This window comes from Pseudomonas sp. MDT1-16, assembly GCF_054898115.1.
Genome location: NZ_CM142717.1, coordinates 317,708 through 335,540, shown reverse-complemented (window position 1 = coordinate 335,540; position 17,833 = coordinate 317,708). Strand labels below are relative to the sequence as shown.

The 17,833-nt window shown below is 57.9% G+C and carries 18 protein-coding genes; 13 read left to right on the top strand and 5 right to left on the bottom strand.

Going from position 1 to position 17,833, the window contains the following annotated elements; translation table 11 throughout:
* Nucleotides 1-79 precede the first annotated feature (79 nt).
* On the top strand, nucleotides 80-2,122 hold the full coding sequence (locus tag ACYZT3_RS01500) for a M3 family metallopeptidase (RefSeq protein WP_462031359.1): 2,043 nt from the start codon (nucleotides 80-82) through the stop codon (nucleotides 2,120-2,122).
* 9 nt (nucleotides 2,123-2,131) lie between these two features.
* Here the strand turns inward: ACYZT3_RS01500 and ACYZT3_RS01495 are convergent, their stop codons facing one another.
* Both ACYZT3_RS01495 and ACYZT3_RS01490 read right to left on the bottom strand, forming a co-directional pair.
* On the bottom strand, nucleotides 2,132-2,776 hold the full coding sequence (locus ACYZT3_RS01495) for a phosphatase domain-containing protein (protein ID WP_462031358.1): 645 nt from the start codon (nucleotides 2,774-2,776) through the stop codon (nucleotides 2,132-2,134).
* Between the two features lie 295 nt (nucleotides 2,777-3,071).
* Nucleotides 3,072-3,377 carry a hypothetical protein gene (locus ACYZT3_RS01490; protein ID WP_282383023.1) on the bottom strand — a complete coding sequence of 102 codons (306 nt, stop codon included), beginning with the start codon at nucleotides 3,375-3,377 and terminating at the stop codon, nucleotides 3,072-3,074.
* Between the two features lie 240 nt (nucleotides 3,378-3,617).
* On the opposite strand from ACYZT3_RS01490, the gene ACYZT3_RS01485 reads away from it, so the two are divergent.
* Entirely contained in the window at nucleotides 3,618-4,676 is a 1,059-nt protein-coding gene (locus ACYZT3_RS01485; RefSeq protein WP_282383020.1) for a PA0069 family radical SAM protein, read from the top strand.
* Nucleotides 4,677-4,799: 123 nt separating this feature from the next.
* Here the strand turns inward: ACYZT3_RS01485 and ACYZT3_RS01480 are convergent, their stop codons facing one another.
* Nucleotides 4,800-5,384, bottom strand: coding sequence for a hypothetical protein (locus ACYZT3_RS01480; protein WP_282383018.1), 585 nt, complete (start codon nucleotides 5,382-5,384; stop codon nucleotides 4,800-4,802).
* 411 nt (nucleotides 5,385-5,795) lie between these two features.
* On the opposite strand from ACYZT3_RS01480, the gene ACYZT3_RS01475 reads away from it, so the two are divergent.
* Nucleotides 5,796-6,527, top strand: coding sequence for a carbonic anhydrase (locus ACYZT3_RS01475; RefSeq protein WP_282383015.1), 732 nt, complete (start codon nucleotides 5,796-5,798; stop codon nucleotides 6,525-6,527).
* 82 nt (nucleotides 6,528-6,609) lie between these two features.
* Nucleotides 6,610-8,136 carry a SulP family inorganic anion transporter gene (locus tag ACYZT3_RS01470; RefSeq protein ID WP_282383013.1) on the top strand — a complete coding sequence of 509 codons (1,527 nt, stop codon included), beginning with the start codon at nucleotides 6,610-6,612 and terminating at the stop codon, nucleotides 8,134-8,136.
* Between the two features lie 108 nt (nucleotides 8,137-8,244).
* Here ACYZT3_RS01470 and ACYZT3_RS01465 read toward each other — a convergent pair whose 3' ends face one another.
* Nucleotides 8,245-8,895: a hypothetical protein gene (locus ACYZT3_RS01465; RefSeq protein ID WP_462031357.1), complete on the bottom strand. Its 651-nt coding sequence runs from the start codon at nucleotides 8,893-8,895 to the stop codon at nucleotides 8,245-8,247.
* Nucleotides 8,896-9,266: 371 nt separating this feature from the next.
* Between ACYZT3_RS01465 and coxB the strand changes: the two genes are divergently transcribed.
* The 4 genes from coxB (at nucleotide 9,267) to ACYZT3_RS01445 (ending at nucleotide 13,561) form a co-directional block, all read left to right on the top strand.
* Nucleotides 9,267-10,394: a cytochrome c oxidase subunit II gene (gene coxB, locus ACYZT3_RS01460; RefSeq protein WP_282379578.1), complete on the top strand. Its 1,128-nt coding sequence runs from the start codon at nucleotides 9,267-9,269 to the stop codon at nucleotides 10,392-10,394.
* Between the two features lie 82 nt (nucleotides 10,395-10,476).
* Entirely contained in the window at nucleotides 10,477-12,069 is a 1,593-nt protein-coding gene (gene ctaD / locus ACYZT3_RS01455; protein WP_461975856.1) for a cytochrome c oxidase subunit I, read from the top strand.
* 27 nt (nucleotides 12,070-12,096) lie between these two features.
* Entirely contained in the window at nucleotides 12,097-12,648 is a 552-nt protein-coding gene (locus ACYZT3_RS01450) for a cytochrome c oxidase assembly protein (protein WP_282379582.1), read from the top strand.
* A gap of 25 nt (nucleotides 12,649-12,673) precedes the next feature.
* Nucleotides 12,674-13,561, top strand: coding sequence for a cytochrome c oxidase subunit 3 (locus tag ACYZT3_RS01445; protein ID WP_282379584.1), 888 nt, complete (start codon nucleotides 12,674-12,676; stop codon nucleotides 13,559-13,561).
* 4 nt (nucleotides 13,562-13,565) lie between these two features.
* Here ACYZT3_RS01445 and ACYZT3_RS01440 read toward each other — a convergent pair whose 3' ends face one another.
* Nucleotides 13,566-13,769 (bottom strand): twin transmembrane helix small protein, encoded by a 204-nt coding sequence (locus tag ACYZT3_RS01440; RefSeq protein WP_282379586.1) that lies wholly within the window; start codon nucleotides 13,767-13,769, stop codon nucleotides 13,566-13,568.
* 70 nt (nucleotides 13,770-13,839) lie between these two features.
* Between ACYZT3_RS01440 and ACYZT3_RS01435 the strand changes: the two genes are divergently transcribed.
* The 5 genes from ACYZT3_RS01435 to ACYZT3_RS01415 are packed head-to-tail and all read left to right on the top strand — an operon-like array spanning nucleotide 13,840 to nucleotide 17,748.
* The gene (locus ACYZT3_RS01435) at nucleotides 13,840-14,580 is read left to right on the top strand and encodes an SURF1 family protein (RefSeq protein WP_282379588.1); all 741 of its coding nucleotides are present in this window, start codon (nucleotides 13,840-13,842) and stop codon (nucleotides 14,578-14,580) included.
* Nucleotides 14,546-15,139, top strand: a complete 594-nt coding sequence (locus ACYZT3_RS01430) for a hypothetical protein (protein WP_462031356.1) — start codon at nucleotides 14,546-14,548, stop codon at nucleotides 15,137-15,139. Before ACYZT3_RS01435 ends, ACYZT3_RS01430 begins: the two co-directional genes overlap by 35 nt.
* A gap of 10 nt (nucleotides 15,140-15,149) precedes the next feature.
* Entirely contained in the window at nucleotides 15,150-16,229 is a 1,080-nt protein-coding gene (locus ACYZT3_RS01425; RefSeq protein ID WP_462031355.1) for a COX15/CtaA family protein, read from the top strand.
* A complete protein-coding gene (gene cyoE, locus ACYZT3_RS01420) occupies nucleotides 16,217-17,116 on the top strand; it encodes a heme o synthase (RefSeq protein ID WP_282379593.1) in 900 nt (299 codons plus the stop codon). Before ACYZT3_RS01425 ends, cyoE begins: the two co-directional genes overlap by 13 nt.
* Nucleotides 17,113-17,748 carry an SCO family protein gene (locus ACYZT3_RS01415; RefSeq protein WP_282379595.1) on the top strand — a complete coding sequence of 212 codons (636 nt, stop codon included), beginning with the start codon at nucleotides 17,113-17,115 and terminating at the stop codon, nucleotides 17,746-17,748. Before cyoE ends, ACYZT3_RS01415 begins: the two co-directional genes overlap by 4 nt.
* The last annotated feature ends 85 nt before the right edge of the window (nucleotides 17,749-17,833 follow it).

Below are 17,833 nucleotides of genomic sequence, written 5' to 3'. Positions count from 1 at the left end.
GGTGGTATCTATCTACCACCTTTGCCCTGCGCTCCCTTTATAGGCTGACCGAAACCAGCCTCTACTCAAGGAAGACGCCATGCCCAACACCAATCCGCTTTTGCAGGCCTGGGATCTGCCACCTTATTCGGCGCTTCGCGCCGAGCATCTTGTGCCGGCCATCGACACCATCATTGCTGACAACCGTCAGGCCATAGTTGAAATCATCGCCTCCCAATCCGCATTCCCGACCTGGGATGACCTAGTGATTGCGGTCGATGAAACCGACGCGCGTCTGGCTGAGGCCATGGGCGTCATCGAAACCCTGGGCATGGTGGAACACAACGGCAACGCCTGGGACTTGGCGAGCGCCATGTGTGTCGATGCCGTGGCGCGGTACAAGACTGAAAAGATGAGCAATCAAACGCTGTTCCGAGCGTACCAATGTCTGGCGCAAAGCCCGATTGCCCGAAGTTTCGATGAGTCCCGCAAAGCGGTGCTGACCAAGATTCTGCGCAGGTTCCACTTGTCGGGAATCCACTTGCCCTCCGAGCAACAGCAGAAGCTTGCTCGCCTGAATCTGCACATCAGCCTGCTCGAAAGCCTGTTTCTAAGCCATTTGGAAGACGCCACTGCGGCCTGGACCAAACGCATTGATGACGTTACGCAACTCAACGGTTTATCCCAGGCAACAAAGGAACGTCTGGCGCTCAACGCGCAGCAGGCAGGACATGAGGGCTGGCTGATTCTCCTGGAGCAGGACACCTACAATCGGGTGATGAGCTATGCCGAAAATCGAGCGCTGCGCGAAGAATACTTTGTTGCGTACACCACGCGAGCGTCCGATCAAGGCCCGCACGCCGGGCAATTCGATAATGGCCCCGTACTGGAGTTGCTGTTGTCCCAGCGTCACAAAAAAGCCGGATTGCTCGGGTATGAAAATTTCGCACAACTCAGCCTGGTGACGAAAATGGCGGAATCAACCGCGCAAGTCAGCGGATTCCTGCGGCGACAAGTAACGCTGGCAACGCCGGATGTCGAGAAGGACGCACAGGAACTCAAGGCGTTTGCCCTCGAACGGGGCATTGCTGAGATTCAACCGTGGGACCGCGAGTTTCTTATCGAGCAATTACGTCAGCACCGCCTCGGTGGCGCCCTGAAAAACCTGCGGGCCTTTTTTCCACTGGACGGAACGTTGCACCGACTGTGCCTGTTCAGCGAGCGCATCTTCGGCATACAGATCGTCGAGCAGAAAACATTCAGCCGCTGGCATGACAGCGTGCGTCTGTTTGAAATCAGCGAGCATGGGCAGGTGATCGGACATGTTTACCTTGATCCTTTCCACCGAGAGGAGGCAGCGGACTACGCCTGGACCGCCGCGCGCCGCAATCGGCGAGTAAGCGCCGAAGGTCAATTGACGCTGCCCATCGCCGTTCTTCACGGCAACTTCACACCTGGAAACGCCGATCATCCTTGCCTCCTCGCGCACTTGGACCTGCGTGTACTGTTCCATGAGTTTGGTCATTGCTTGCAGCATATTCTGACGCGTTCGCCTCACTACACCCTTTCCGGCATTTCTGAACTGGGACGCGATACAGCAGAGTTCACCGGGCAGTTGTTCGAACGTTGGTGCCTGTCACAGGAGTTTCTGCTGTGGCTGGCCGCCCATCATCAGACCGGTGAGCGCTTGACCGAGGAGCGAGTCGAGGTGGCGCTGACCGCCATTCAAACCCAGAACAGCTGGCAAACCGCGCAGTGGCTGACGGGCGCCTTGTTCGACTTCGAATTGCACCGCTGCCAGGGCGATGGACGCAGCGTTCAGCAAATTTTTGAAGACGTACAGCGGGAGGTTCCCCACTTGCAATGGCCGTCCTACTGCCGGTTCGCAAACAGCTTTGACTACATGGTGACCGGTTACGCAGCCTCCGTTTACGCCTACACGTGGTCAGGCGTATTGGCTAACGAAGCTTTCAAGCGCTTTCGCCAAGACTGGGTCTTCAATGCGAAAACAGGGCGAGCCTTTCGCGAGGCGTTTTTTTCTCCGGGCGATTCGCGCTCCTTGCTCACCGCCCTGGAAGCGTTTCTTGAACCACCGATCGCCGAAGATCTTTTCGAGCTTTCGTCAGAGGCCGTTGCCCGCTGACGCAGCGGTTTACTCGACATGGGCCGATTTGAACCAACTCTTCATCGAACAGCTGGCGAACGGACTTGTGCTGCAATCGCCGTCGGCCAGCGCGGTGCGAAGCTTGTCGACATCGGCCTGCATCATGTAACGGACGCCGTCCTTGAAATGGGTGCTGTCACCAAAGCCACCCTGGGTCATTTCGTTCATGGCGTCTTCCTTGCTCCAGCCTTGCACCACGACCCGGTACATGGCCGCCATCAGGCCAGTGCGGTCCGAACCATGCTTGCAGTGCATCAGCACCGGTCCCATGGCTTCGGCAGTCTGGATCGCACGAAGAACCTTGAGTACCTCCGCATCATCCACATGGTTGGTGCGGTAGGGCAGATGTACCTGTGCGATACCTGGCGTCGACAACCAGCTTGAATCCGACTCGGGCAGGAAAGTGATCACCGTCCCGACCTTGAGTTTTTCCAGTAACGGCACCACGCCTCGGTCGGGCAATGCACTGCGATAGAGCGTCGGGGACATTCGGAAGAGGTTGTATTGCACCTCGACCGATTGAGCCCACTCCGCAGGTCGGGACAAGGCACTGTCGTCGGCGACGGCCCGAGTGAGGTTCAAAAGTGCGGCCAGCGATAAGCAGATCGCTGGGATACAACGCGGTAGAGACATGCTCGAGGCGACCGTTCAGGAAGAGGCGGGAAGATGACACCCAGCTTCAACCCTGAGCGGTCAAAGGCCTGTGAGCCGTCTGTCAAAGAATCGTGAATCAGCCGATCGCTTTCGTCGCTAAGCCGAAGTTTTTAACTGAATGCGTCTCCGTAGAATCTGGAGAGGTTGCCAAGTTACGTAAAAGTGACATGAGAATAACTTCAAGCGACGACCGTGTACAACTAACCAAGCACCAATAAGAGAACAACTGAAATTAAACCTGCCTGAAGTTTCATGCAGGTTTAATTAGCAACGCTTACGGGTTTACGATGCTGGAGTAAGCCGTGGCCAGGGCCAGTAATTTGGCCTTGTCATCACCGTCGATATCACGATCACCATCTACATCACTGCTAATCGTGCCGATGCTGAAGGAGCGGCCTCCATCGCTGGAGACTGCCGTTACATAGACCGAGTCGACCAGTGCATCGGTTTCCATCTGATTAACCGCGTCCCAAGTCGACTCTTTACGAGCAAGCTGCATCGAAACCTGCGCTTCCCGTGGGTTGGTAATGCTCGGAGCCAATAGTTGCAAAAAAATACCGCGCAGATTGAAAAACGACATTAATTAAATCCATTTATTTATTGATAATAACGACAACTTCGTGCGGCATGAATAGTACTGACAGTTTATATAAAAACGCTACTCGCTATATGTTTCTCATGATGACTAAACGAAGATCCAGATAACAACTTCGTTCTTAAATGAGTTAACTAAAAAGCAAACATCAAGCTGCCGAACGGCACTGGCCTATCATCAGTCACTCAGATACTGTATGAACATACAGCTAACGGAAGCCCATCGATGAACACGCCTCTGCCACCTCGCGGTCGCGGCACCGCCACCAACCCGCACAACCGCTTCGCGCCGAATCGCTCGGTGGCCGAGGATGACGGCTGGTATCAGGAAGCGCCGATCACCCAAGGCACCGAGGTGCGCATCGAAACGGCGAAAACCATCATTACTCGTAACAACTCCCCGGACTTGCCCTTCGATCGCTCGATCAATCCTTATCGCGGCTGCGAGCACGGTTGCATCTATTGCTACGCGCGGCCCAGCCACGCTTATTGGGACATGTCGCCAGGGTTGGATTTCGAAACCAAACTGATCGCCAAGACCAACGCCGCCGATGTGCTGGAAGAACAACTGTCCAAGCGCGGCTATCAATGCGCGCCGATCAATCTGGGCTCCAACACGGACCCTTATCAGCCGATCGAACGCGAACACAAAATCACCCGCAAGACGCTTGAAGTGCTGCTGCGCTTTCGCCATCCCGTGACCATCATTACCAAGGGCTCGCTGATTCTTCGGGATCTGGACCTGCTGGCCGAACTCGCCGAGCAGAGGCTGGTGGCGGTGATGATCAGCCTCACTACTTTGGACGATGAACTCAAACGCATTCTCGAACCGCGTGCGGCGGCGCCGAAAGCCCGGTTGCGAGCGATCCGCGTGATGCGTGAAGCCGGAATCCCGGTGGGTGTGCTGTGTTCGCCGATGATTCCGATGATCAACGACAGCGAACTGGAGGGCCTGCTCGCCGAGGCCCACGCCGCTGGCGCACAAAGTGCGGCCTACATGATGTTGCGTCTGCCACTCGAAGTGGCGCCTTTGTTCGAAGAATGGCTGGGCGCCCATTATCCTCAACGTGCCGCGCATGTACTGAGCTTGATCCGACAAAGCCGTGGCGGGGAACTCTACGACAGTCGGTTTGGCGCGCGGATGCGCGGTGAAGGGCCGTTTGCCGATCTGTTGGCGCAACGCTTCGGCAAAACCATCAAACGCCTGGGGCTCAATCACCGCGAAGGTTTTAGTCTGGACTGCGCTGCTTTTTGTCCACCCGGAGCACAGATGTCGTTACTGTAAAATGCGCATTGACTTAGCCGAAAAAACCGTCTGCTGAAGTGATCTTCATCAGACGGTTTAAAGGGGATGTTTGTTACTCACGTTGGTTGGCTTTCGAGCCACAGCGCCAACGTTCAACCCGTGTTACTTGAACCAGCCACCAATCCAGTTGGCAAGACGATTGAAAACGGTTTTGATATTTTCAATAGCATTTTTTACCCACTCTACAAATTTCTCAACGATGTTGCTGATCCAAAAATAAACTTCGTTGTACAGCTTGGTGAAAAACTCCATGATCTTATCCGATAGAGACAGAATAACATCCTGAGTCGCTGGATACTTCTCACCGACCTCGATTGCTTTATCGTACATATCATCAATCATTTTATTCGAAGAATCCTTCTGCGCTTTGCGCTTCTGCTCCATACGCTTCCTGAACTCATCGGACGCTACTTCGCCGCCGCCACTCTCCTTGTATTGCTCGGTATCAGACGCAATCTGCTCCTGAATACCAGTGGTGCTAACCGTTGCAACCTCTTGCGAGGTAACTTTAACACCCTCGACAGCGGCAGCCTCTTCAGGCGTCAGCGCAGTCTGGATAGTCGACAAAGTTGCATAGGATGGTTTAACCAACGCTTGGCGACGGGCACCCGGAGTGTGGTCACACTGGTTTTTATGGTAGGTGCGCAGTGCGTTCATGGTCGTAACAAATGAAGTTTCAATCGTCATATCTTCTTTCCTTGAAATTAATTAAAGAGCTCAACCTGGCTCACCTCAACACTAACAAACTTTAACGTTCATACAACTAGTTAGTTGTTTCAAATAAATAATAATTCCTTTCAAGCAACAACATGTTCTGCCGCACCACGCTAATTAACATCTAAAGTTTTATTAAATAAAACGCCAGGAATACGCAGATAAATGTAGCCACGTGGCGCTGCATCCAAAAAGCTCAACTCACCAGTGAAACCATTGTCCTAGAGCCTCCGATTCAGTTTCAGTTAAGTTTCGGACGTTACCTTGCATCTCGAGTGACCCAGCGGTCACGCAGTGAAAAACTGAGTATTCTGTAATCAACTGCTGGCCTAAAACGGGTGACCACGGGAAAATCCCCTCACCCCCCGCCAAAGAGGATGAATCATGAGTGACAAGGATAAACAGCCGTTGGCTGCGTCGGCTTCAGCCCAACCCGAGGCGGAAACCGCCGATGCAGCGCTGAAGCATATCGTTGACGGCTTTTTGCATTTTCATCACGAGGTTTTTCCACAGCAGGAAGAACTCTTCAAAAAACTCGCCACGGCCCAGAGCCCCAGAGCGATGTTCATCGCCTGCGCCGATTCGCGCATCGTTCCTGAACTGATCACCCAAAGCGCCCCCGGCGACCTGTTCGTGACCCGTAACGTCGGCAACGTTGTGCCGCCTTATGGGCAAATGAACGGTGGTGTTTCCACGGCAATCGAATACGCAGTATTGGCCCTCGGCGTGCAGCACATCATCATCTGCGGGCACTCCGACTGTGGCGCGATGCGCGCAGTGCTCAACCCGCAAAGCCTGGAAAAGATGCCGACGGTCAAAGCCTGGTTGCGTCATGCCGAAGTGGCAAAAACCATGGTCCAGGAAAACTGCCATTGCGCTGACGAAAACGAAAGCATGCACGTCCTCACCGAGGAAAATGTGATCGCCCAGCTGCAGCATTTGCGCACGCACCCGTCGGTCGCCTCGCGCATGGCCAATGGTCAGCTGTTTATCCATGGTTGGATCTACAACATCGAAACCAGCGAAATCAAAGCTTACGACGCGGACAAGGGGTGTTTCCTGCCGCTCGATGGCAGCCATCCGATTCCGGTGGCGACGCCCAAAGCGCGCTTCTAAAAATCCCTGTGTGGGTTAGCCGAGGCTGCTGATCAAGCAGCCTGGCTTCGCCACGCCTGAAGAAAACTTCGGGAGAGTCACCATGCGTGCTGCTCAACTTAAAGCTGTACTGCCACGGGAGCTGCTGGCGTCCGTGGTTGTGTTTCTCGTCGCCCTGCCCTTGTGCATGGGCATCGCCATCGCCTCGGGACTGCCGCCGTCCAAAGGTTTGATCACAGGGATCATCGGTGGCTTGGTGGTGGGCTGGATTGCCGGTTCGCCACTGCAAGTCAGCGGCCCTGCGGCCGGTTTGGCTGTTCTGGTGTTCGAACTGGTGCGCCAGCATGGTATCGCCATGCTCGGGCCAATCCTGCTGCTGGCCGGTTTTCTGCAGTTGGTGGCCGGACGCTTGAAACTGGGCTGCTGGTTTCGGGTCACGGCGCCTGCGGTGGTGTACGGAATGCTCGCCGGGATTGGCGTGTTGATCGTGTTGTCACAGGTGCATGTGATGCTCGACGCCGTGCCCAAGCCCTCGGGGCTGGATAATCTGGCAGCCTTCCCGGCGGCGGTCGTCCAGGCCTTGCCCTCCTTTGGCTGGCAAGCCGGGTTGCTCGGGCTCTCGACGATTGCAGTGATGTGGCTGTGGGAAAAATTCCGCCCTCACTCCCTGCGTTTCATTCCCGGTGCACTCCTCGGCGTAGGTCTGGCGACTGTCACCAGCCTGGTACTCGCCTTGCAGGTTAAACGAGTGGAGGTCCCGGCCAACCTAGCGGAAGCCATCGACTGGCTGAAACCCGCCGACTTGCTCAATCTGGCTGACCCGACCTTGCTGATTGCGGCGTTTGCCGTGGCGTTTATCGCCAGCGCCGAAACCCTGCTCTCGGCCGCTGCGGTAGACCGCATGCACAGCGGCCAGCGTTCGGACTTCGATCGCGAACTGTCAGCTCAAGGTGTCGGCAACATGCTCTGCGGTTTACTCGGCGCGCTGCCGATGACCGGCGTGATCGTGCGCAGTTCGGCCAACGTCCAGGCCGGCGCCACCACGCGACTGTCGACGATCTTCCATGGCCTGTGGCTACTGGCTTTCGTGTTGCTGCTGTCCAGCGTGCTGCAAAGCATTCCGGTGGCGAGCCTGGCGGGTGTGCTGGTTTACACCGGTTTCAAACTGGTCGACCTCAAGGCCTTTCGCGGCCTCGGCCGTTATGGCCGGATGCCGATGTTTACTTACGCGGCGACCGCTCTGGCAATCATCTTCACCGACCTGCTGACCGGCGTGCTGATCGGCTTCGGTCTGACCCTGGCCAAACTGGCCTGGAAGGCTTCGCGGCTGAAAATCAGCCTGATCGACCTGCCCAAGGACGGCGAGATGGAACTGCGATTGATGGGTGCAGCTACTTTCCTCAAAGTCCCGGCGCTGACTCAAGTGCTGGGGACTATTCCACCGGGCGCGACGGTGCATGTGCCGCTCAATAACCTGAGCTACATCGATCACTCGTGTTTGGAGTTGCTGGAGGAATGGGGTCGGGCCAATGCGGCGAAGGGTTCGAAGCTGTTGATTGAAGCGCGGGGGTTGAAGCGCAGGTTGGAAGGGCGCTTACGAACCACGACGGGCGTCGGTTCCGCCGGATAGATAACCTGTAGGAGCGAAGCTTGCTCGCGAAGCTTTTGGCGTACTTGAGAACGCCTTCGCGGGCAAGTCGGATCGCCGCACCGCTCGCTCCTACAGGGTATGTGTCGTTTAAGCCGCCGGCTGATCCAGCTCCAGGCCTACGCCCAGCTGGCGCGACAGGCACGGCCAGCGCTTCCACGCAGCGCCGGTGTCCGGGCTGTTGAGTTTCTCGCGGTAGGCTTCCACCGATTCCAGCGCGAAGCTGTCTTCGTTGAGCATCTCGTCCACGGCGTGATGCACCGCCTCATCCAGTTGATTGGCGAACTCCTCACCGATCAAATGGTGGGCAATCAGGTTGGCAACAGTCGTGTCCAAGGGGATCAGCGGCTGGCCAAAATGCTTGATGTAGAGGTCATTGACCTCTTCGACCAACCGATGCGCCAGATAAGCTTCGTCCAGCAGGCTGTCCAGGCCGATATGCCCGGTCATGATCGCCGGCGGCTGGAGGAAGAACTGCTCGGCGATTTTCAGCACCGGTTTGATCTGCGATTCGATGCCCGCTTCCCGTGCGACATCATTGGCTGCGTCCAACAGGTCCGGCACTTGCTCTATATAAGCGGCCACAAAACGGGTCATCACGCCCTTGGCGTCAACATCCGGTAATTGGATGGCGGCATGCAGGTGCGGCAGTTGGGTTTCCAGTTGACGAGTTAACAGGCCGGTCTCGGCCTCGTGTTGTTGGGCTTTTTGGATCTGCTCGCGCAATGCGGCGGTGTTCATGAAAACTCCAGGAAACAAAGGCAATGAAATAGGGAAGGCATAACTTAGCTGGCATACGAAAAATGCTAAGACGCATTTGTCATAATTATTTCATCCTTGAGTCATCGAAGTTATATCGATTTGCCACCACTCGTCTGCATCCTTCTCCATTCGTGACCTAGAACGCAAGTCCCAGCTGTTTCAGATCATTTACGCCATCACGTTGCGAGGTGGCGGTCGCTGTCTATACTCGGGTGGGAATGGAGTTAGCTGATGACGCCCGACTGCACACGTAGCAAGGCCCGGCGATTCAAGTTCGTAGTCTGAAAAAGCCGCTCCCTTGCCGCAGGTGAAAGCCGGCGGGATAACAAGAACGATAAGGGGAACCCGCAATGATGCGACATCCACACGTCTGGATGGGCCTCCTGTTGTGGTCGATTTTCGGTCAGGCGCAAGCCGCCTGGACTGTGAATATGGCGCCGGGAGCGACTGAAATCAGTCACGCAGTATTTGACCTGCACATGACCATTTTCTGGATCTGTGTAGTGATCGGCATCATCGTCTTCGGCGCCATGTTCTGGTCGATGATTCTCCACCGCCGCTCGACCGGGCAGGTGGCCGCAAAATTTCATGAAAGCACCACCGTCGAAATTCTCTGGACCATCGTGCCCTTCCTGATCCTGGTGGCCATGGCGGTTCCCGCAACCGCAACCCTGATCAAGATGTACGACGCCAGTGAGCCGGATATTGATATCCAGGTCACCGGCTATCAATGGAAGTGGCACTACAAATATTTGGGCCAGGACGTTGAGTTCTTCAGCAACCTGACCACGCCCGCCGATCAGATCCATAACAAGGAAGCCAAGGGCGAGCACTACTTGCTTGAGGTCGATAAGCCTTTGGTGCTGCCGATCGGCGCCAAGGTGCGCTTCCTGGTGACTTCCGCCGACGTCATCCATTCCTGGTGGGTGCCGGCCTTTGCGGTCAAGCGCGATGCGATTCCGGGGTTCGTCAACGAAGCCTGGACCCGCGTCGACAAGCCCGGCATCTACCGCGGTCAATGCGCTGAATTGTGCGGCAAGGACCACGGCTTCATGCCGATCGTGGTCGAGGTCAAGGAAAAGGCCGATTACGAAAAATGGCTGGGCGAGCGCAAGGCTGAAGCGATGCAGCTCAAAGAGCTGACCAGCAAGGAATGGACGCTCGACGAGCTCAAAGAGCGCGGCGACAAGGTCTATCACACCACCTGCGTGGCCTGTCACCAGGCCGAAGGGCAGGGTCTGCCGCCGATGTTCCCGGCGCTCAAGGGCTCGAAAATCGCCACCGGACCGATCAAGGATCACCTGAACATCGTCTTCCACGGCAAGCCTGGCACGTCCATGGCGGCGTTCGGCAAGCAGCTCTCGGAAGTCGATATCGCGGCGGTCGTGACCTACGAACGTAACGCCTGGGGCAACAACAAGGGCGACATGGTCACCCCTAAAGAAGTGCTGGAGCTGAAACAGGCGGAAAGCAAATGACCCGGTCTATTGCGCACGTAAGGAACCAGTCGGGGCATCGCGCCCCGGCCTGCCCAGCCCATCTGTTTGCAGGAGACAGGACATGACTGCTGTAGTCGATGACCATGTTCATACCGGCACCGCCCACGCCCACGGCCCCGCCAAAGGCCTGATGCGCTGGGTGCTGACCACCAACCACAAGGATATCGGCACGCTGTACCTGTGGTTCGCGTTCTCCATGTTCTTGCTCGGCGGCTCGTTCGCGATGGTGATTCGCGCCGAGCTGTTCCAGCCGGGTTTGCAAATCGTCCAGCCGGAATTCTTTAACCAGATGACCACCATGCACGGTCTGGTGATGGTCTTCGGTGCGGTGATGCCGGCGTTTGTCGGCCTCGCCAACTGGATGATCCCGCTGATGATCGGCGCGCCGGACATGGCCCTGCCACGGATGAACAACTTCAGCTTCTGGCTGCTGCCGGCGGCGTTCATTCTGCTGGTGTCGACCCTGTTCACCCCCGGCGGCGGACCGAACTTCGGCTGGACGTTCTACGCCCCGCTGTCGACGACCTACGCGCCGGAAAGCGTGACGTTCTTCATCTTCGCCATCCACTTGATGGGGATCAGTTCGATCATGGGGGCGATCAACGTGATCGCCACCATCCTCAACCTGCGAGCCCCCGGCATGACATTGATGAAAATGCCGCTGTTCGTCTGGACCTGGCTGATCACTGCGTTCCTGCTGATCGCGGTGATGCCGGTCCTGGCCGGGTGCGTGACGATGATGCTGATGGACATCCACTTCGGCACCAGCTTCTTCAGTGCCGCCGGTGGCGGTGACCCGGTGTTGTTCCAGCACGTGTTCTGGTTCTTCGGTCACCCCGAGGTGTACATCATGATCCTGCCGGCCTTCGGTGCCGTCAGCTCGATCATTCCGACCTTCTCGCGTAAGCCGCTGTTCGGCTACACCTCGATGGTCTACGCCACGGCGAGCATTGCGTTCCTGTCGTTCATCGTCTGGGCGCACCACATGTTCGTGGTCGGCATTCCGCTGGTGGGCGAGTTGTTCTTCATGTACGCCACGCTGCTGATCGCCGTACCCACCGGGGTCAAGGTGTTCAACTGGGCCAGCACCATGTGGCAAGGCTCGCTGACCTTCGAGACGCCGATGCTGTTCGCGGTGGCGTTCGTGATCCTGTTCTCCATCGGCGGTTTCTCCGGATTGATGCTGGCCATCGCCCCAGCGGACTTCCAATACCAGGATACGTATTTTGTGGTCGCGCACTTCCACTATGTACTGGTGCCGGGGGCCATCTTCGGGATCTTCGCTTCGGCTTACTACTGGCTGCCGAAATGGACCGGCCACATGTACGACGAAACCCTTGGCAAGCTGCACTTCTGGCTCTCGTTCATCGGCATGAACATGGCGTTTTTCCCGATGCACTTCGTGGGGCTGGCGGGCATGCCACGGCGAATTCCGGACTACAATTTGCAATTCGCCGACTTCAACATGGTGTCGTCGATCGGCGCGTTCATGTTCGGCGCCACGCAGCTCTTCTTCCTGTTCATCGTGATCAAAACCATCCGCGGCGGCGAGCCGGCACCGGCCAAGCCGTGGGATGGAGCGGAAGGCCTGGAATGGAGCATTCCGTCACCGGCGCCGTATCACACCTTCACCACGCCGCCGGAAGTGAAATGAACGCTGTAGCCCTTGAGGCCCACCATCATGGCTGATTCGATGTCGATGAAGAAGCTGGTTACGCGCCTGCTGATGGTGGTGGTGGCGATGTTTGCATTCGGATTTGCCCTGGTGCCGATCTACGACGTGATGTGCAAGGCGTTCGGCATCAATGGCAAGACGGCCGGGCAGTACGAGGGCGAACAAACGGTCGACACTTCGCGGCAGGTCCGCGTGCAGTTTCTGTCCACCAATGCCGCCGACATGTCCTGGGACTTCTATCCCAAGGGCGATGAACTGGTGGCGAATCCGGGGGCGGTGAACGAGATGATCTTCATCGCGCACAACCCGACCGATCGGCCGATGAGCGCCCAGGCGGTTCCGAGCATCGCGCCCAGCAACGCGGCGGCGTACTTTCACAAGACCGAATGCTTCTGCTTTACCCAGCAAGTGCTGCAGCCCGGTCAACGGATCGAGATGCCGGTACGTTTCATCGTTGACCGTGACATGCCCAAGGATGTGAAGCACCTGACGCTGTCCTACACGCTGTTCGATATCACCGCCCGACATCCTCCGGTGGCTGTAAATACTGGCGGCTGAGCGTGCCCGATAAGGAGAACAATAAATGGCAACTCATGAACATTATTACGTTCCGGCACAGAGCAAATGGCCGATCATTGCCACGGTCGGCATGCTCACCACCGTGTTCGGCCTGGCCACCTGGTTCAACGATCTGAAAGCCGCACGGCCCGAATCCCACGGCCCGTTGATCTTTTTCGTTGGCAGCCTGCTGCTGGCGTACATGCTGTTCGGCTGGTTCGGCACGGTCATCAAAGAAAGTCGCAGTGGCTTATACAGCGCGCAGATGGATCGCTCGTTTCGCTGGGGGATGAGCTGGTTCATCTTTTCGGAAGTGATGTTCTTCATTGCCTTCTTCGGTGCACTGTTTTATGTGCGGCAGGTCTCCGGACCGGCTCTCGGCGGTGAAGGTGCTAAAGGCCTTGCCCACATGTTGTGGCCGACGTTCGAATTCACCTGGCCATTACTGAATAACCCAGACCCGAAACTCTTTCCGGCGCCCAAAGACGTTATCAGCCCGTGGGGCCTACCGCTGCTCAATACCGTGCTGCTGGTCAGTTCCAGCGTCACCGTGACCATTGCCCACCACGCTTTGAAAAAGGGCCATCGCGGCGCGCTGAAAATCTGGCTGGCGATCACCGTGTTGCTGGGCTGCGCGTTTCTCGGCTTCCAGGCTGAAGAGTACATCCACGCTTACAACGAACTGGGCCTGACCCTGGGTTCGGGCATCTATGGCGCGACGTTCTTCATGCTCACCGGTTTCCACGGTGCCCACGTCACCATGGGCACCATCATTCTGTTCGTGATGCTGATGCGGGTCATGCGCGGGCACTTCGACAACGACCATCAGTTCGGTTTCGAGGCGGCCAGTTGGTATTGGCACTTCGTGGACGTGGTGTGGATCGGGCTGTTCGTTTTCGTCTACGTGCTCTGAGGCTTCACCAAGGCGCCGTAGAGGCCAGCTGGCCGCTGAAAAAACCCCAGGCGATCAAGCCGACGGTAATGGCGGCCAGTGCGACACGAACACTCAAGGCAATGACGAGGCGGTTCGAGCTGCTGTCGTCCTTGACCAGAAAAAACAGGCCGCTGAACAGGCTGACAACCGTGGCAATCAGCATCAGGACGATGGCTGCTTTGAGCATGGTGAGACTCCGGGGGAAAGGCGATGCACTTGAGTATAGCTATCGCGATCAGCGACTTTCTGGCGATGCCATGAAGCGCTTCCGGCCGGGCATCGTGCCAACCGTGGTGGTCGCGTTGTTGCTGCCTATGCTGGTGTCACTCGGGTTCTGGCAACTGAGCCGGGGCGCGGAGAAAAGTGCGCTGCTGCAAAGCTACGCCGAGCGTCGGGCGGCTGAACCGATGGCCAGCGCCGAGCTGCAACACACCGAGGATCCGGCATTCCGCCGCGTTCGCCTGCACGGCCAGTTCGATGCCGCGCACAGCCTGTTGCTGGATAACCGCCAGCGTGACGGCAAGGTCGGCGTCGAGCTACTGCAACCCTTTCAGGATCAAGCGACCGGGCTGTGGCTGCTGGTCAATCGCGGCTGGCTGCCGTGGCCGGATCGGCGCACCCCGCCGCAGTTCACTACACCCAAAGAGGCGTTGAGTCTCGATGCCTGGGTCTACGTCTCCCCCGGCGCCACCTTCCAATTGCACGCCGACCCGAGCACCACGACCTGGCCACAACTGATCACTGCAGTCGAGCCGGCCAAGCTCTGGACAGCGCTCGATCGTGAAGGTTTTGCCTACGAATTACGCGCAGAAACCGGTCCGGCGTCCTACCAGGCCGACTGGCCGGTGGTGGCCATGGGGCCGGAAAAACACATCGCTTATGCCGTGCAGTGGTTCGCCATGTCGATCGCCCTGTTCGGCCTCTATCTCTATCTCGGCTGGCACAACGCAAAGGAGAAACACCATGGGAGCGGCCATGAATCCACCCAGCATGTCTGAGGCGAAAACGCCGGCGAACCGGCGTAAGGGTCGCTTGCAGTTACTGTTAATCCTGCTCGGGGTGATCGGTCCGATGATCCTCGCCACCGGCATGTACAAATGGCAGTTCTGGGTGCCGGAGGGCCGCAGTTACCACGGCGAACTGATCGGCACCGGCCAGACCCGCGCCGACCTCGGCGTGCAGGCGCAGGAAGACCGCTGGCAGATCCTGGTCACGGCGCCCAAGGAGTGTTCGGTGGACTGCCAGCAACTGGTGTATCTGGCGCGGCAGATTCAGATCGGCCTCGGTCGCGATGCGTCTCGCGCCAGCCACGCACTGGCCGCCGCGCAACCGCTGAGCAGCGAGTACGAAGCCAAGCTGACGCGCGAATACCCGCAACTTCAGCGCTATCCCATGGACCTGACCACCTTCAGTAAAACCATAGGGGACAAGGCCGTACCTCAACTGTGGATCATCGACCCTCACGGCAATCTGGTGCTGCGCTACGACCCAACGGTGAAGGGTAAGGATCTGCTCAACGACCTGCGCCATCTGCTGAAACTGTCGAACATCGGATAAGGGCATCGTCATGGCCAAACCTGGATTTCGCCTCGCGCTGTTTGCCACCTTGCTGGCACTGATTGTGGTGTTGCTCGGCGCCTACACCCGCCTGACCCACGCCGGGCTCGGTTGCCCGGACTGGCCGGGTTGCTATGGCTTTATCAGCGTGCCGAAAAGCGAAGCCCAACTGGCCCATGCCGAACTGCATTTCCCTGACGCACCGGTGGAAGCCCACAAGGGCTGGAACGAGATGGTCCACCGCTATTTCGCCGGCGCGCTGGGGCTGTTGATCTCGGTATTGGCCGGTCGCACCTGGGTCCATCGTCGTCATCCAGGGCAACCGGTGAAGTTACCGTTGTTTCTGCTGGCGGTGGTGATTGCCCAAGCGGCGTTTGGTATGTGGACGGTAACGCTCAAGCTCTGGCCGCAGGTGGTCACCGGGCATTTACTCGGTGGTTTTGCGACGTTGAGCCTGCTGTTTTTGTTGACGTTGAGACTGTCCGGCGTGCTGCCGGCGCTGACCGTGCCACGGCGTTTACAGTACTGGGCGACTGCCGGTTTGCTGCTGGTGATTGGACAAATCGCCCTGGGTGGCTGGGTCAGTTCCAATTATGCCGCCGTGGCCTGCATCGACTTTCCGACCTGCCACGGGCAATGGCTGCCCCCGGCTGATTTTGCCAACGGCTTTCACTTGACCCAACACATCGGCCCCAATTACCTCGGCGGGCAGCTGGACAGCGATGCCCGCACCGCGATTCACCTGACTCACCGTATCGGCGCATTGCTCGTGACTCTGGGGTTGCTGGGCCTGACCTGGCAACTGAAGGTCGTCGGCATGACGCGCCTTGCGGGGCTGGTACTGATCGCCCTCGCGGCGCAGATCACGTTGGGCATCAGCAACGTGTTGTTTCATCTGCCGCTGCCCGTGGCCGTCGCTCACAACGCGGGGGGCGCGGCACTGTTGCTGACGTTGGTGCTGGTCAATTATCACGCGCGAACCAGTCTGGTTCGGGTCAAGCAGCAAACCCTTGCGCGCTGGCGCTTCAGCCCGCGTAAACACTCAGCCGGGCCCATAACAATAAAAGGAGAGATGCCATGGCGACTCTGATCGGCGAACGTCACAGTCAGGCAATCTGGCGTGACTACCTGGAGCTGACCAAGCCGAAAGTGGTGGTGCTGATGCTCATCACCTCGCTGGTGGGGATGTTTCTCGCGACCCGCGCCGGGGTGCCGTGGACGGTGCTGGTGTTCGGCAATCTGGGGATCGCCTTGTGTGCCGGCGGTGCAGCGGCGGTCAACCATGTCGTGGACCGACGGATCGATGCGGTCATGGCCCGCACGCACAAACGACCCTTGGCAGAGGGTCGAGTGTCACCGGCGGCCGCGCTGACTTTTGCCTTGGTATTGGCAGTGCTTGGGCAAGCCATACTGCTGGCCTTCACCAATCCACTCACGGCATGGCTGACCCTGGCCTCGCTGCTCGGCTATGCGGTGGTCTACACCGGTTTCCTGAAGCGCGCGACGCCGCAAAACATCGTCATCGGCGGACTGGCCGGTGCCGCCCCGCCACTGCTCGGCTGGACCGCCGCCACCGGTCACGTCAGCGCCGAACCCTTGCTGTTGGTGCTGATTATCTTCGCCTGGACCCCGCCCCACTTCTGGGCCCTGGCCATTCACCGCAAAGAGGAATACGCCAAGGCCGACATTCCAATGCTGCCGGTGACCCATGGCGAGCACTACACCAAGGTTCACATCCTGCTGTATACCTTCGCGCTGCTGGCCGTGAGCCTGATGCCTTACGTGATCCACATGAGCGGCGTGCTCTACCTGATTTGCGCGCTGGGACTGGGCGCGAGGTTTCTGCAATGGGCCGTGGTGCTGTACCGTGGCACTCGGCCGCACGCGGCGATCCACACCTTCAAGTACTCTATTTATTACTTGTTCCTGCTGTTTATCGCGCTGCTCGTAGACCACTACTTACTGTTGAACCTATGACTCGAACCCATAAAACTGTCTTCATCCTCGTCGCCCTGATCGCGCTGGTCATGGGCCTGACCATCAACAAAGTGCTGTCCGGCAAAGGCCAGGGCGACCCGACCGCGTTGATCGACGCCGGGATCATCCTGTTGCCGCAAAGTCGCAACCTTCCAGACGTGACGATGACCGATCAGGACGGTAAGCCGGTGGCGGTCAACGCGCTGAAAGACAAGTGGTCGCTGCTGTTCTTCGGTTACACCTTCTGCCCGGACATCTGCCCGACTACCCTCGCCCAGTTGCGCCAGATCAAAAGCGAGCTGCCGCCGGAAGCGGTGGATAAGTTGCAGATCATTCTGGTCAGCGTCGACCCGAACCGCGACACACCCAAGCAGCTCAAGCAGTACCTGGGCTACTTCGATCCGCAGTTCAAAGGACTGACGGCGTCTTCGGTCGAGGACATCCAGAAGCTCGCCAATGCGGTCAGCATTCCGTTCATTCCGGCGGACACCAGCAAGCCGAACTACACCGTCGACCACAGCGGCAACCTGGCAGTGATCGGGCCGGACGGAACGCAACGTGGGTTCATTCGGGCGCCGTTGAACAACGTGAAACTGGTGGCGCAATTGCCGGTGATGCTCAAACGCAAATAAGTCGACAGGCCAAAAAAAACCGCAGCCAATGACTGTGGTTTTTTGTACCTGATCGTTCCCACGCTCCGCGTGGGAATGCAGCCAG

Coding starts and splice junctions, on each gene's coding strand:
- ACYZT3_RS01500 (WP_462031359.1), top strand. CDS start 80: ATGCCCAACACCAATCCGCTTTTGCAGGCCTGGGATCTGCCACCTTAT.
- ACYZT3_RS01495 (WP_462031358.1), bottom strand. CDS start 2,776: ATGTCTCTACCGCGTTGTATCCCAGCGATCTGCTTATCGCTGGCCGCA.
- ACYZT3_RS01490 (WP_282383023.1), bottom strand. CDS start 3,377: ATGTCGTTTTTCAATCTGCGCGGTATTTTTTTGCAACTATTGGCTCCG.
- ACYZT3_RS01485 (WP_282383020.1), top strand. CDS start 3,618: ATGAACACGCCTCTGCCACCTCGCGGTCGCGGCACCGCCACCAACCCG.
- ACYZT3_RS01480 (WP_282383018.1), bottom strand. CDS start 5,384: ATGACGATTGAAACTTCATTTGTTACGACCATGAACGCACTGCGCACC.
- ACYZT3_RS01475 (WP_282383015.1), top strand. CDS start 5,796: ATGAGTGACAAGGATAAACAGCCGTTGGCTGCGTCGGCTTCAGCCCAA.
- ACYZT3_RS01470 (WP_282383013.1), top strand. CDS start 6,610: ATGCGTGCTGCTCAACTTAAAGCTGTACTGCCACGGGAGCTGCTGGCG.
- ACYZT3_RS01465 (WP_462031357.1), bottom strand. CDS start 8,895: ATGAACACCGCCGCATTGCGCGAGCAGATCCAAAAAGCCCAACAACAC.
- coxB (WP_282379578.1), top strand. CDS start 9,267: ATGATGCGACATCCACACGTCTGGATGGGCCTCCTGTTGTGGTCGATT.
- ctaD (WP_461975856.1), top strand. CDS start 10,477: ATGACTGCTGTAGTCGATGACCATGTTCATACCGGCACCGCCCACGCC.
- ACYZT3_RS01450 (WP_282379582.1), top strand. CDS start 12,097: ATGGCTGATTCGATGTCGATGAAGAAGCTGGTTACGCGCCTGCTGATG.
- ACYZT3_RS01445 (WP_282379584.1), top strand. CDS start 12,674: ATGGCAACTCATGAACATTATTACGTTCCGGCACAGAGCAAATGGCCG.
- ACYZT3_RS01440 (WP_282379586.1), bottom strand. CDS start 13,769: ATGCTCAAAGCAGCCATCGTCCTGATGCTGATTGCCACGGTTGTCAGC.
- ACYZT3_RS01435 (WP_282379588.1), top strand. CDS start 13,840: ATGAAGCGCTTCCGGCCGGGCATCGTGCCAACCGTGGTGGTCGCGTTG.
- ACYZT3_RS01430 (WP_462031356.1), top strand. CDS start 14,546: ATGGGAGCGGCCATGAATCCACCCAGCATGTCTGAGGCGAAAACGCCG.
- ACYZT3_RS01425 (WP_462031355.1), top strand. CDS start 15,150: ATGGCCAAACCTGGATTTCGCCTCGCGCTGTTTGCCACCTTGCTGGCA.
- cyoE (WP_282379593.1), top strand. CDS start 16,217: ATGGCGACTCTGATCGGCGAACGTCACAGTCAGGCAATCTGGCGTGAC.
- ACYZT3_RS01415 (WP_282379595.1), top strand. CDS start 17,113: ATGACTCGAACCCATAAAACTGTCTTCATCCTCGTCGCCCTGATCGCG.